General features: G+C 58.6%; 11 protein-coding genes. All 11 read right to left on the bottom strand.

What is annotated here, in order from left to right; translation table 11 throughout:
- Positions 1 to 2: 2 nt before the first annotated feature.
- Positions 3 to 1,328, bottom strand: coding sequence for a tyrosine-type recombinase/integrase (locus ABD720_RS16830; protein WP_344765046.1), 1,326 nt, complete (start codon positions 1,326 to 1,328; stop codon positions 3 to 5).
- A 319-nt stretch (positions 1,329 to 1,647) separates the two neighbouring features.
- Positions 1,648 to 2,250: a UbiX family flavin prenyltransferase gene (locus tag ABD720_RS16825; protein ID WP_344765044.1), complete on the bottom strand. Its 603-nt coding sequence runs from the start codon at positions 2,248 to 2,250 to the stop codon at positions 1,648 to 1,650.
- Position 2,251: 1 nt separating this feature from the next.
- Positions 2,252 to 2,563: a Grx4 family monothiol glutaredoxin gene (grxD, locus tag ABD720_RS16820; RefSeq protein ID WP_009665479.1), complete on the bottom strand. Its 312-nt coding sequence runs from the start codon at positions 2,561 to 2,563 to the stop codon at positions 2,252 to 2,254.
- Positions 2,564 to 2,642: 79 nt separating this feature from the next.
- Positions 2,643 to 5,009 (bottom strand): Tex family protein, encoded by a 2,367-nt coding sequence (locus tag ABD720_RS16815; RefSeq protein WP_344765038.1) that lies wholly within the window; start codon positions 5,007 to 5,009, stop codon positions 2,643 to 2,645.
- Positions 5,010 to 5,101: 92 nt separating this feature from the next.
- Positions 5,102 to 5,944: a peptide chain release factor N(5)-glutamine methyltransferase gene (gene prmC, locus ABD720_RS16810; RefSeq protein WP_344765036.1), complete on the bottom strand. Its 843-nt coding sequence runs from the start codon at positions 5,942 to 5,944 to the stop codon at positions 5,102 to 5,104.
- A 1-nt stretch (position 5,945) separates the two neighbouring features.
- Positions 5,946 to 6,422 carry a disulfide bond formation protein B gene (locus tag ABD720_RS16805; protein ID WP_344765034.1) on the bottom strand — a complete coding sequence of 159 codons (477 nt, stop codon included), beginning with the start codon at positions 6,420 to 6,422 and terminating at the stop codon, positions 5,946 to 5,948.
- A gap of 67 nt (positions 6,423 to 6,489) precedes the next feature.
- The gene (gene prfA, locus ABD720_RS16800) at positions 6,490 to 7,572 is read right to left on the bottom strand and encodes a peptide chain release factor 1 (RefSeq protein ID WP_344765032.1); all 1,083 of its coding nucleotides are present in this window, start codon (positions 7,570 to 7,572) and stop codon (positions 6,490 to 6,492) included.
- A 92-nt stretch (positions 7,573 to 7,664) separates the two neighbouring features.
- On the bottom strand, positions 7,665 to 8,957 hold the full coding sequence (hemA, locus tag ABD720_RS16795; protein ID WP_344765030.1) for a glutamyl-tRNA reductase: 1,293 nt from the start codon (positions 8,955 to 8,957) through the stop codon (positions 7,665 to 7,667).
- A 36-nt stretch (positions 8,958 to 8,993) separates the two neighbouring features.
- Positions 8,994 to 11,378, bottom strand: a complete 2,385-nt coding sequence (locus ABD720_RS16790; protein ID WP_344765027.1) for a CHASE2 domain-containing protein — start codon at positions 11,376 to 11,378, stop codon at positions 8,994 to 8,996.
- A gap of 14 nt (positions 11,379 to 11,392) precedes the next feature.
- On the bottom strand, positions 11,393 to 12,817 hold the full coding sequence (locus tag ABD720_RS16785) for a FecR domain-containing protein (protein WP_344765025.1): 1,425 nt from the start codon (positions 12,815 to 12,817) through the stop codon (positions 11,393 to 11,395).
- Positions 12,818 to 12,893: 76 nt separating this feature from the next.
- Complete coding sequence (locus tag ABD720_RS16780) at positions 12,894 to 13,583, bottom strand: response regulator transcription factor (RefSeq protein ID WP_344765023.1); 690 nt, start codon at positions 13,581 to 13,583, stop codon at positions 12,894 to 12,896.
- Positions 13,584 to 14,336 lie beyond the last annotated feature (753 nt).

The following is a 14,336-nucleotide window of genomic DNA, read 5'->3' as shown; positions in this document are numbered from 1 at the left end:
GTTTAAATCACAGCCCGCAATCCCGGCGTGACCGTCACGAATTCGATTCCGGCTTGTTCCAGCATCCAGCCTTCAATCTTGACGTGCCACATGCGCAGCAGGTCGAGCGGTCGGCGGATATAATTTTGTTCCCGCACACCTTGCGGCGCATGCCCTTGGATTTGCGCCGCAATACCGGCAGGGGTTTCGGTCCACTCGCACAGACTAGCGAACGATCGGCGCAGGCCATGCAATGACAGGTGCGGCAGGCCAGCTGAAACGGTGGCTTGGTTGTGTGCGTAGCGCGGCTCGGACAGATTTCCATCCCTGGATGCCGGGCTTGAGAATACCCATTCATTGCGACGGGGCAGGGCGGCCAGCAAGTGCGCCACATAGGGCGTCATCGGCACCATGCGGAATTCTTCCACCTTGTCGTTCAGTTTCAGGCTGTTCCACTGAAAATCCACATCGGTCCAGCGCAGGGCGGCCAGCTCCTCGCGGCGGGCACCCGTCAGCAGCAGGCATTGAAGGTATGCGCCGATGACCGGGTTTCGGGTTTGACGAACGGCGGCGAACCACGCGGCCAGTTGTTCACGCTGTAACACGTCGTTTTTCACCTTGGCTTTGCCCAGGCTCTCGCGGGCCTTGGTGCTCTTTGCTGCGTTGGTCGTGGTCATGGCGGCGTAATCTGCATGGGCAGCACCCCAGTTCAAGCAGGCTTTGAGCAATCGCATAGCGAGGCGGCCGCTGGATGGTCGGGAAATCGCTTCAACCTTTGCCCACGCTTCGATGCGCGGCATCGTCAAATCAACCAGCCGCACACCAGCCAGTGATGCTAGCGGCCCCGGCTCGGTGATTTTCTTCCCGCGCTTCCAGTTCTCGCCACCAGCTTGAATGATCCGTGCGTGTGCTTCGTTATGGTGGACGGACCAATTTGGCGAGCGTTCAGCCACATAGACGGGCCATACGTCGCCCAGCGTTATCGACTCGCTTGCCTGGCGGGCCTTCAATGCAGTGGCGATTGCTTCCTTGGCGTCACGGTCGGCTTGCTTGGAGGCCAATCCATCGGCTTTCACTTGGCGGGGATCCTGGCCCCCATCAATGATGACCTTCAGGCGACGGGCTTCTGCCTGGGCTTTGTCGATGGTCCACGTGTCAGGTGCACCGATCGTGATGCGAATGACTTGGCCGTCCAGCTTGGATTGAAAGATGTAGGACTTTGCGCCGGCAGGCGTTGCCCGCAACCCTAAGCCTGGTGCAATGCTATCCCACAGAAAAGAAGGGCTTTTTTTGCCTTGTTCATGAGTGAAATCTGCAATCCGCCCGGCCGTGAACTTTACCTTCGCCATAGTCTTAATCCCTTGTACTGTAATTCATGTACCCGCTGTGTACCCGTCATGTACTCCGATTTGGAGTATATAGAGCAACATCAGTCAACGTCAACGAATTGTAAAAATACGATTAAGTCTATGATTAATAATGTTTTTACATATTTAAATCAAGAATTTCTAAAGTTTCTTAATATTAATAAAGACGGTATCCCATTGATTTGTAATCATGGGGTGGCGGGTTCAAGTCCTGCAATCGGCACCAAGTAAAAAGCCCGTGATCCAAAGATCACGGGCTTTTTCCGTTAACGTCCTGCAGATACAGTGAACTTGCCAACCGCTAGTTGTTCGGCTTCAAACCGCTCCACCTCGGTGTCAGTTGATGTTCAACATCAAACATGTCCAGCACCCGCCCGACCGTGTGGTCAACCATCTCTGCAATGGTCACCGGTCGCTGGTAAAAACCCGGTAATGGCGGAAAAATGATGCCACCCATTTCGGTCACCGAGGTCATGTTGCGCAGGTGGGCCAGATTGAACGGCGTTTCCCGCACCATCAGCACCAGGCGCCGACGCTCTTTCAGCACCACATCGGCGGCGCGGGTAATCAGGTTATCCGACATGCCCAACGCGACCGACGCAAGCGTCTTCATCGAGCAAGGCGCCACGATCATGCCGGCCGACTGGAACGACCCGCTGGCAATCGACGCACCCACGTCTCGCACGTTGTGCACCACGTCAGCCAGCAAGCCGACCTGCTTGCGGTCCATGTCGAGTTCCTGGTACAGGTTCAATACGCCGGCCTCCGAGACCATCAGATGCGTCTCGATATCCCCGATCTCGCGCAACACCTGCAATAGGCGCACGCCATAGATCGCACCAGTGGCGCCGGTAATCGCGATGATCAGCCGGCGCGCTGCCGGTGCACTGGCCGACCCTGGCATCTCAGGCCTTCAGCAGTGTTTGCAGTTCGCCGGACTCGAACATCTCGTTCATGATGTCAGTGCCGCCGACGAATTCGCCTTTGACATACAGTTGCGGCACGGTTGGCCAGTTCGAATAATCCTTGATGCCCTGACGGACGTCGGCATCATCCAGTACGTTGATCGTCACGATGTTTTCGACACCGCTTGATTTCAGCAACTGGATCGCGCGGCCCGAAAAGCCGCATTGCGGAAACTGCGCAGTGCCTTTCATGAACAGCACCACCGGGTTTTGTGTCACGGTTTCTTGAATCCAGGTCTTTACGTCGCTCATGATTACCTCACTAGTTTGGTTGGTTATTATAGGAAAAAGCAGTGGCTTCTGCTTGCCCCTGCATTGGGTCTATCGGTCTTCAGGATTTTAATTTGGCAAAGGCGGCAGCCATCGCGTTGTTCGCGTCCGGCTGGCGCTGCTGGCCGCTCTGATGCTGCTGACTGTTCTGGTGCTGGGAGAGTCGCTTCGCATCATTGCGGTCGCCGCGCTGCTCGACTTTCGCACCGGGTACTGGCGCGCTGTCCGTCAGCCGCATGGTGAGTGCAATGCGTTTGCGTTTTTCGTCGATTTCCAGCACTTTCACACGCACCACCTGGCCAGCCTTCACCACGGTATGCGGGTCTTTCACGAACGTCGTCGATAGCGCCGAAATATGCACCAGCCCATCCTGATGCACGCCGATATCAACAAACGCTCCGAACGCGGCGACGTTGGTCACCACGCCTTCCAAAATCATGTCCGGACGCAGGTCGCGCAGTTCTTCAACACCCTCCTTGAACGTCGCGGTGGTGAATTCCGGACGCGGATCGCGGCCCGGTTTTTCCAGTTCCCGCAGGATGTCGGTGATGGTCGGTACGCCGAACTTGTCATCCGCATAGCGCGCCGGATTCAATGATTTCAGCAGCCGCTCGTCGCCGATCACGCTCTTCACATCCTTCTGGATGTCGGCCAGGATTTTTTCCACCAGCGCGTACGACTCCGGATGGACTGCCGAGGCATCCAGCGGATTGTCGCTATCCATCACGCGCAAGAAACCTGCCGCCTGCTCGAATGTCTTGTCGCCAAGACGCGGCACGTCGCGCAAGCCTGCTCGTGAGGTGAACGCGCCTTTCAGATCGCGGTAAGTGACGATGCTCTGCGCCACGCTGCTGCTGAGACCCGATACGCGTGCCAGCAGCGGTGCCGACGCGGTGTTCACATCGACCCCCACGGCATTGACGCAATCCTCCACCACGGCATCGAGCGAGCGCGCCAGCTGGGTCTGACCGACATCATGCTGGTACTGGCCGACGCCGATCGACTTGGGATCAATCTTGACCAGCTCGGCGAGCGGATCTTGCAGACGGCGGGCGATCGAGACCGCTCCGCGGATCGATACATCCATATCCGGCAATTCACGCGAGGCAAATTCGGAGGCCGAATACACCGAGGCACCGGCTTCAGACACCACAATCTTGGTCATCTTCAATTCAGGGCGCAGCTTGATCAGGTCCTGCGCCAGCTTGTCGGTTTCGCGCGAGGCGGTGCCGTTGCCGATCGAGATCAGCGTGACCTTGTGCTTTTCCGCCAGTTGCGCCAGCGTATGCAGCGACCCATCCCAGTCATTGCGCGGTTGATGCGGATAAATCGTGCTGGTATCGACCACCTTGCCGGTGGCATCGACCACGGCCACCTTGACGCCAGTACGCAAGCCCGGATCGAGCCCCATCGTCGCATGCTGCCCGGCTGGCGCCGCCAGCAACAAGGCTTTCAGGTTGCGGGCAAAGACATTGATGGCCTCGACTTCGGCCCGCTCGCGCAGACTGGTCATCAGTTCGGTATCGAGATGCATGAAAATCTTCACGCGCCAGCTCCAGCGCACCGTATCGGCCAGCCATTTGTCGGCTGGCCGGCTCTGATTGCGTATGCCAAAGCGGGCGGCGATGCGGCTTTCGCACGGATTATGCGGCGCATCCCATTTCGGTTTTTCGGCTTCGGTATCGAGACGCAGCGCGACCTGCAGGATTTCTTCGCGGCGGCCACGGAACAGCGCCAGCGCACGGTGCGACGGAATCGTGCCCAGCGTTTCCGAATAATCAAAATAGTCCGAGAACTTGGCACCGGCATCCTGCTGCCCGTCCACCACTGTCGATTCGACGATGCCGTGCTCGGTCAGGTATTCGCGCAGCGCCTGCAGCAATGTCGCGTCTTCCGCAAAGCGCTCCATGAGGATTTGTCGTGCGCCGTCGAGCGCGGCCTTGGTATCGGGTACGCCCGGATTGTCACCGCTATCGGTGGCGAAGGCTGGCTTCAGATACGCTGCGGCCGTGTCTTCCGGATGCAGTTGCGGGTCGGCCAGCAAGGCGTCGGCCAGCGCTGTCAATCCGGCTTCGGCGGCGATCTGCGCCTTGGTGCGACGCTTGAGTTTGTAGGGCAGGTAGAGATCTTCCAGCCGGGTCTTGTCTTCGGCGTGCAGAATCTGGTCGAGCAGGGCCGGCGTCATCTTGTTTTGCTCTTCAATGGCACTGATGATCGCACTGCGGCGGGCTTCGAGTTCGCGCAGGTAACGCAGGCGTTCTTCCAGCAAGCGCAACTGGATATCATCGAGGCCGCCGGTGGCCTCCTTGCGGTAACGTGCAATGAAGGGCACCGTTGCGCCTTCATCCAGCAGAGCAATGGCGGCAGCCACTTGGGCTGGACGGGCAACTAGTTCGAGGGCAAGACGTTGTTCGATGGAAGGCAGCATGGCGTAATGAAAGAAGTGAAAATCAGGCGTTGGATGCAAGCGTCGGATGATACCCGTGCGCGTCGACCAGATGGGTAAAAAAGGGGCTGTGATCAAGCGTCGAGCGGCCGCTTGCCGCCACTGACGCGTTCGATTCCGGACAGGTCCTGCCAGCTCTGCACCTCGGCGAAGTGGCCGGCTTCGAGCAAGCCACGCACGGCACTGGCCTGGTCGTAACCATGCTCCATGAGCAGCCAGCCGTGGGCTTCCAGGAATGCCGGAGCGCCACTGATGATCTGTCGCAGCGCGCTCAGTCCATCTGCGTGGTCGGTCAGCGCGTCGATCGGTTCGAAACGCAGGTCGCCTTCGCTCAGGTGATGGTCGCCGTCGACGATGTAGGGTGGATTGGCAACAATCATCTCGAAGCGCTGGTCGGTCAGCGCTGCGTACCAGTCGCTGCGCAGCAACTGCACCTGCACCGCATGGTGTGCGGCATTGCGGCGTGCGACTTGCAGCGCTGCGTCACTCAGATCGATCGCGCTGACCGAGGCATCGCGTCGAGAATGGCCGAGTGCGACCGCGATCGCACCCGAACCGGTGCCCATATCCAGCACGCGGCCCTGGCGCGGCAGGCGATCGATCGCCAGTTCCACCAGCAGTTCGGTATCGGGCCGCGGGATCAGTACGGCTGGCGTGACGTCAAAGCGCAATCCATAAAATTCCCTGACTCCCACCAGATACGCAATCGGTTCACCGGCAATGCGGCGCGCAAACAGGTCTGCTACCCGTTCGGCCTCGGCAACGGTCAACACGCGTTCCGACGCGGTAATGAGCTGGATGCGCGTCAGGTCGAGCGCGTGACCGAGCAGGATGCGGCGCTCCGACAATTCCGGAGCAGGTTGCCGCAGCACCGACTCGATGGTGTCGCCGCTGACGATGGCTGCAGGGGCGCTCATCCTAGCGACGGCGCTTGAAGGCGACCCAACCCAGTACCAGCGCCAACAGCAGGAACCAGACCAGCGACCACTGCGGGATCGACAATCCGAGGATGGGCGCGTAGGGCGTGGTGCAGAATCCGTCGGCCTTGAAGACCAGCGGCAGCCAGTTGGCCGGTCCGAAAGTATTGAGCGAGGTTTCCAGCGGATCGATACCGCAGGAAACTTCGGGATGCGCCTTGACCCACAGGTGCCAGCCAGCCGTCCCGGCACCCGCCAGCGATGCCAGCATGCCGAATCCCGCGCCTGTCGCGGTCGTGCCGCGCGGCAGGACTGTGAACACCAGGCAGATCAGGGCGATCGCAGCAAACGCATAACGCTGGATGATGCAGAGCGGGCAGGGTTGCATGCGCTCGACAATTTGCAGGTACAGGGCAACACCCAGCAAGGTGAGGCAGACCACTGCAACGCAGAACAGGACAGGTTTGGAAGTTTTCATGGAGTCGCCGGGGTAAAAAAATCGATGGAAAAAGGATCGCCTGATGACGATAAATCATGGGTAAGCATCAGCTCTCGTCACCCAATGCCGCCAGCAAATCGGCCTGGTGTTCTGCCGCCAGCGCGCCGGTCAGGTCGCCGAGATCACCATCCATGATGAAGTCGAGCTTGTACAGGGTCAGGTTGATACGGTGGTCGGTCATGCGCCCCTGCGGGAAATTATAGGTGCGTATCCGTTCACTGCGGTCGCCCGAGCCGATCAGTGATTTGCGGGTAGCGGCTTCTTTCGATTGCTGCTCGCGCACCTGCGCATCCTTGATCCTGGCGGCCAGCACTTTCAGCGCCGACGCCTTGTTCTTGTGCTGGCTACGGTCGTCCTGGCATTCGACCACGATACCGGTCGGCAAATGGGTAATGCGCACCGCCGAATCGGTCTTGTTGATGTGCTGGCCACCGGCGCCGGAAGCGCGATAGGTATCGATACGCAGGTCAGACGGGTTGATGTCGACATCGCTGACTTCATCGACTTCGGGCATCACCGCGACCGTGCAGGCCGAGGTGTGGATGCGGCCCTGGGTTTCGGTGGTAGGCACCCGCTGCACGCGATGGCCGCCGGATTCGAACTTCATGCGCGAATACGCACCGTTACCGATCAGTCGCACGATGACTTCCTTGTAACCGCCGACATCCGAGGCGGATTCCGACACCATCTCGACTTGCCAGCGATTGCGTTCGGCGTAGCGCGTGTACATGCGCAGCAGGTCGCCGGCAAACAGCGCCGATTCATCGCCACCGGTGCCGGCGCGTATCTCCAGGAACAGGTTGCGTTCGTCGTTCGGATCTTTGGGCAGCAGCATGGTTTGCAGGTCGGCTTCGATATGCTCCATGCGGGTTTTGGCAGCGGTAATTTCTTCCTGGGCGAAATCTTTCATGTCGGGGTCCGACAGCATCTCGTGCGCGGTCGTGATGTCGGCCTCGGCGTCGCGGAAGGCACCGTACAGCGCCACCAGCGGGCCGAGCTCGGCATGTTCGCGCGTGAGCTTGCGGTAGTTGTCCATGTCGGACGCGAGATTTTCCTGAGTCAGCAACTCATTGAGTTCAGCCAGCCGGTCAGCGAGCTGGTCAAGTTTGACGAGCATTGATGGTTTCATGGATATTCCTGGAAATCGTGTGGCGCGGGCGGGGTGTAGCGCAAGAAGCAGCGCAAGAAGCAGCAAAGACGGAAAGTCAGGCGCGAAGCTCGCTAGCGGCGGGTGCGGAACAGTTGCGGCAGCAGCGCCGCCAGGCGGGCGCGCTCGTCGCCGTGGGCATTGTTGAGCGCCTGTTGCGGGCCATGCAGGAACTTGGCAGTCAGCCCGCGCGACAGGGCTTCCAGTACCACGTCGATGTCTTCGCCACGGGCCAGCAGTTTGCGGGCGCGCTCGAGTTCATGCAGCCGCAATGCTTCGCTGGACTCGTGCAATTCCTGGATCACGGGCACCATCGCCCGGTGGTCGACCCAGTGCATGAAGGATTGCACGCGCGTATCGATGATGGCTTCGGCTTGCGCCACGGCGGCCTGACGGCTATCGACACCGGTCTGGACCACTGCGCCGAGGTCATCGACCGTGTACAAAAAGATGTCGTCGAGCCGTGCGACTTCATGTTCGATATCGCGCGGTACCGCCAGGTCGACCATGAACATCGGCTTGTGACGGCGGGCCTTGATGGCACGTTCGACCAGGCCCAGGCCGATGATCGGCAAAGCCGAGGCCGTGCATGAAATCACGATATCGAAGTTCGCCAGCTGGTCCGACAGTTCGGCCAGTCGCAGTGACTTGCCGTTGAATCGCTGTGCCAGTGCTTCGCCGCGTTCCAGCGTGCGGTTGGCAATCGTGATCGACTTCGGATGGTGTGCAGCGAAATGGGTTGCACACAATTCAATCATTTCTCCGGCACCGATGAACAGCACATGCTGCTCGCTGATGCTGTCGAAAATCCGTTGCGACAACCGTACCGCAGCCGCTGCCATCGAGACGCTGTGCGCGCCGATCTCGGTGGTGCTGCGGACTTCCTTGGCGACCGAAAAAGTACGCTGGAACATCTGGTGCAGATACGTGCCGAGTCCGCCGGCCGCATCGGCCTGACGCACGGCGTCTTTCATCTGCCCGAGAATTTGTGGTTCGCCCAGCACCATCGAATCCAGCCCGGAAGCCACCCGAAATGCATGCCGTACTGCTTCGCCCTGTGGCAACGCGTACAGATACGGGCGCAGTTCGGCGTACGGGAGCTTGTGATAACTGGCCAGAAAATGGGCGGTGGAATCGAGCACTGCTTCGGCGCCGCCAGGCAGGTCGCTGGCCGCATACAGTTCGGTGCGGTTGCAGGTCGAGAGGATGGCGGCTTCATCACCGGTGCGGATATCGCCGGCACTTTCGCCGAACCACGCGCGCGCTGCCACCACTGCTTGTCCGATCTGGTCCGCCGGAAAGGCGACCTTCTCGCGCAGTGACAGCGGAGCAGTAGTGTGATTGAGGCCGAGCGCGAGCAGTTGCATGATAGGGGTGTGCCAGACTTGCTTTTCAGGGTGTCATTATAACTGCTGATCGCCTTCATCCGGCCGGGGGTGTTCGGCGACAACAGGCAGGTCGACCGTGAATGTCGTACCGATGCCCACTTTGCTGGTAAACGAAATTTCTCCGTGATGCCGTTCGATGACGGTTTTGACAAAAACCAGTCCGAGTCCGATGCCGTCATGGCGTGGCTGGTTGGGCAGGTCGACGCGCTGGAAGCGCTGGAACAACTTGATCTGGTCTTCCGCGGCGATGCCATAGCCCTGGTCCGTGATGGTGCAGGCGATCCGGCTGCCGGACAGGCCTTGCCGTGCCGTCATCGCGCACACGATCGTGGTGCCCTCCGGGCTGTAGTTGATCGCGTTCGATAGCAGGTTCGCCAGCGCGCGTGTCATTAGCCCGCGGTCAACCCGCACCGGAAACGACTCGCTGGTGATTTCGGTGCGGATGGTAATTTTTTTGCTGTTCGCCAGCGTCCACATTTCATCGGTGGCGTCAAACACGATGTCATGGAAATCGACTTCTTCAAAGCGGTATTCATGCGACTCGGCACGGGCAAGCTGGACAAAGTTGTCGGCCAGACCCAGGGTTTTGCGACAGGCCCGGTCGATGCGCGCAAACAACTCGGTTTGTGGCAGGGCCGATGCCGGATTGGCTTGCAATTCCAGCAGCGCAAGGATCGATGCTTGCGGCGTACGCATGTCGTGGGACAGGAAGCGCAGCGTTTCGTCACGGCTGTGTTCGGCCGAGCGTATCGGCGAGATGTTCACCAGGCTGACGATCCAGCCAGTCAGCACATTGTCGTTCGAGCGGCACGGCGCGCTGCGCACCAGCAGTTCCATACCGGATTTGTCCCGAAAGTCGACGCCGTCGCCGAAGGTCGAGGCGCGTTCAGGGTCAAGCAAGTCCCACCAGTTGAACGGGCTGTCGATGGACGGGTCGAGAGCGTGTGGCGGTGACAGTCCCGGCGTCAAAAACAGATAAGGCAGCAGCGCGCCATTGACTTTTTTGAAGCCGACACTGGCGAAATAGTCGACCGCGTGTTTATTCGCTAACAACACATACCCGTCGACTGTCGTCACCAGTGTTGCATCGGGCAGGCTGTCAAGGCTGTCCGAGACAAACTGGCGCAAGTCACGCACTCGGCGCGAGGCGTTTTTCATTGCGTTGATGCGACGTTCGAGAATGTCTGCACTGCGTACGCCGTTGTCCTTGATCTCGGGCAGCAAATGCGGTTCGCTATCGAGCCGGCTGAATTCCTGGCCGAGATAACTGATCGCGGCGTCCAGGCGCCGCCAGCTCCAGAGCGGATACACCAGTATCAGGACTATGCAGGCGGCGGCGGGCGGTATCCATAAGCCGTATTGAAACGCGATCAGCGACAGGCCGAGGCTGTTGATGATCAGCGCTGCGGTCGCCAGCAACGCCGCCCGTGGCGAGAACAGGAAATAGCACAGCATCGCAAGCAATACCGGGAGGCTGCTAAACAGCGCAGTCTGCCAGGGCCGGGCAGCGCTGAGCGAGGTGCCATCGAGCAGGCTTGCCAGAATATTCGCGTTGATTTCAATGCCGGCCATGCCACCGGACTGTCCGGAGACGGGGGTCGGATAGGTATCTGTCATGCCGACCGCGGTCGCGCCAACCATCACGTATTTGTTGGTGAAAAATTCAGCCGGGACTTCGCCGCGCAGAACAGCGACGTACGGCACCGTTCTGAAATGTCCGCTGCCGCCGGCATACGAAATCAGGACAGGTTCGCCGCGGCCCGATTGTGCCGGTATGCGTTGCTGCGGCAGGCCGTCGCCCCCTACCTGCGACGAAAAATGGGGCCACCATCGTGCGCCGTCCTGCTCCAGCAAATTCACACGGCGCAGGACGCCATCGTTGTCGATGTTTAACGCAATATGGCCTAGCTTGTGGGCGGCGCCAGCCAGGTCAGGAATGGGTAGCGATGCATGATGGCCGGTCAGGGTATTGCTCATGACGACTGGCAATACCACTTTTGCGTTGCGTGCCAGTGCCGCTTGCAGGGCCGCATCGCCGAGCCGTGGTGCCTGTTCCGGTTCCGACAGGATGACGTCGAGCCCGATCGCACGCGGGTTTGCCGCGCCGAGCCGGTCGATCAGCCGTGCATGCAATTGACGTGGCCAGGGCCAGCGTCCCAGTTCGGACAAACTGTAATCATCGATGCCGATAATAATGATGTCATCCCGGGCCGGCTTTCCGCTGGCGGACATCAGCTTGTCGTAGAGGGTTTGATCGATGCGGCCCAAGCCGTTTTGCCAGCCCAGTCCTGCGGCCAGCAGCAGCATGACCAGCAGCAGGGTCAGCCATTCGCGTAGCGCAAAAAAGTTCTTTAATGCAGCGACTCGCTGCGAGTAGAGGAGGACAGTACGGATCGGCACAAAAAGGGGGCGCGTCAGCGCGTCCGGCCAAGTTGGGCAGCGATCGGATTGCCCTCATGGATGATCCACTGATCGGTCACGACAAAGCCCTGCGTTGCCGAGAAAGGGCCGGTACTGCCATCGGCATTCTGGATTTGGACCCGCGCAAAATAGGTGCCGAAGGGCGGTCGCGGTAACGTTAATTCCGGTTTTACGGTGGTGGCATTGAACTGCAGCCAGCTGAAATCGGCATCGCGTCCGACCTGAATTCGGAATCCCGCGGCGGGTGACGGGCTGCGCCACGTGAGCTGGAACTGTTTGCTATCGCTGCTTTCGATGACTGGCGGGCTGGGCGCCGCGATCCTGGCCTCGGACTGGCGCAGGCTGAGGTTGACCGGCACCATGCGTGCATACCCTTCCAGTCCGAGCCGATCGATCGCGGAGACGCGCACAAAATAATTGCCTTCGCGGATGCCGTTGATGGGGATATTGGTGCTGGCCGATCGGGTTTCTGCCAGCAGGTTCAGACCCTCTGCATCGGTGCCGATTTGCAGGTGGTAGCCGGCCGCTCCGGCCAGCGGCGTGACGCTGAAATTGGCCATCGCAGCTGGTTGCAAATAGGCCTGGTCAGCCAGTTGGGGTGCTGCCAGCAAACCCACAGGCGCACCGACGGCGACAGCCGTGACGACGTTACCCTGACCTTTTTGCAGCAGTATTCCATCGCCGGGCACATGGCGTTCCACCTCGACCGTACCGCTCAACAGCTCGTTGCCAGTCGTGCCATTGGGAAGAATCCGTACCCGGAAATGGGTGCCGCGCACACCGGCCATGGCCAGCGGTGAACGGATCTCGAACCGGCCCATATTCGGTGTCAGAGGCGTGACCTGTGATTCGATACTGCCACGCAGGATGGCGATTTCGGTGCGCGGACTACGGGTGTAGCGCGCCATGCGCAACTTGGCCATTCGCACACGACTGCCGGATGGGATCGACAGCTTTGACGCGTCGGACAGGCCGATGGTCAGGAAGCTGTTGGTCGCAGTATCGAGTTGCATTCCTTCGGTGATGACACTACCAATTTTTAGCGCCACAGGCCGGTTGTCGGCACCCATGGCGCTGACATTGCCGGACACAGCGAGCACCTGCGCCTGGCTGGGTTCATCGATCAGCAGGCTGGCTGGAATCAGGATGGGCGTGCCGACGGGAATGCTGGTGTCTTTGCTGATGTTATTGAGTTTGCCAAGTACATTCCAGTTGCCGGTGGCATTGGTGAACCGGGTCGCGATCGATGACAGCGTATCGCCGCGGCGGGTCGTGTAGGTAATGCTGGACGCCGAGACGAGCAAGCTGTCGCTGTCCTCAGCCGAAAATGCAGGTGGCAAAGCAAGCAGTAGCGTCGCGCAGAAAGCGAGTGCAGTCAGTGACCCGGTTCGAATCCAGCGAACGATAGTGGCGCGCATGTGTCCTTTTCAATGCAGTGTGGGCGCTAGTTCCGCATCGCATTGAAACCTGTCTGCGCAGGGATGCTGGTCGGTACTAGCTGGCGACTTGTTCCAGCCGATAGCCGTAACTATAAACTGGTGCCAAGCGGAAACCATGTTCCGGGCGCAATTTTAACTTGGTACGGACACGCGATACATGGGTATCCATCGTGCGTGACGGAATCTCGACATCACGCGACCAGACCGCTTCCAGAATGTAGGCCCGTGACAGGGGTCGTCCCAGATTGCGGAACAGCAGCAGCGCCAGATCGAATTCTTTTTGTGTCAGTTCGATCAATTCGCCATTGGCAAGCAGGCGTCCGGTGCGCGGCTCAAAAATATACTGGCTGAACTGAATCTGTTCGATCGTGTTCTGGGTCGGATAAGCCCGTCGCAACAAGGCCTGTACGCGTGCCACCAGCTCACCGCGACGGATCGGTTTGATCATGTAATCGTCGGCGCCCGCGGCCAGTCCTGCAACGATATCGTCTTCACCCGAACGACTGGTCATGAAAAGCACTGGCAGTACAGGTGGCAATTTCTCGCGTGCCCACAGCAGTACGTCAGCGCCGCTCAGATCCGGCACCTGCCAGTCAATGATCAACATGTCGAAACTTTCACGACGGAGCTGGTTCAGCATCTCTTTTCCGCTCTGGAAAGGATGGCAAGAATGACCCGAGGCGGTCAGAACCTGGCATACCAGATCAGTCTGGGTGCGGTCATCGTCAAGTACGGCAATTCTCATGAGTCGGTCTCGAAAACGGGGGTTAATTGGTTGACGTCAATTTACCAACTAATGTTAATCGCCGGGCTTTTTTCGTTTTACTTTAACAATTGTTCACATTGAGAATTAACATTCTGGCAGATGGCGAGCGTGGTCGATGGGGGCGTCGTCGACTAAAGGGGAAATTGCCACACTGCATCGACAAAGACATAGCATCTGCTACTCATAGTAATACGCAAAAATTTCTTTTTGGCATTTTTTGAGCACGATGAAAAGTGTCGTGGCCTCGTTCGTTATGCCGGTTCTGATAATCCGTTCGCCGTATTGCTCAGGGAAACGAGGGCATGTATGGAGAGTTAAACTGATAGCGGTAGCCGTGAGGGGCCATATCTCTGATATGTCAAATTAACGTAATTTGACATATTTAAAAATAATAATTAAAAAATCACAAAAAAATAGGTATATCTGAGAAAATTTGTCGATAAATAACGGTTTCAATGCTTTTCTTTTCTGAATTATTGGTTTTTATGATGGAACCAAATGTTTTTTTATTTGCGCATGCTGTATATTTGCTTCAGGGAAAAAAATAACATTTTTCGACGATTATCCAGCATGTCCAGCGTGTACAGAACGTCAATAATGAGATTGAAAATGGCGATTCCTCCAAGAACTTGTTGGTGATTTCAATCTTTTCGGAGTCAAACTTAATATGAAAACCTCAACTGAACGGACTGCTTTTAGTGCTCGACTGCAACTGGCTTTGCGCAACGCGAA

Origin of the sequence: Actimicrobium antarcticum, from assembly GCF_039536745.1 — a bacterium.
In the GTDB taxonomy this organism is placed as follows: domain Bacteria; phylum Pseudomonadota; class Gammaproteobacteria; order Burkholderiales; family Burkholderiaceae_D; genus Actimicrobium; species Actimicrobium antarcticum.
The sequence above is the reverse complement of the archived record's forward strand: the minus strand, read 5'-3'. Positions and strand labels throughout refer to the sequence as shown.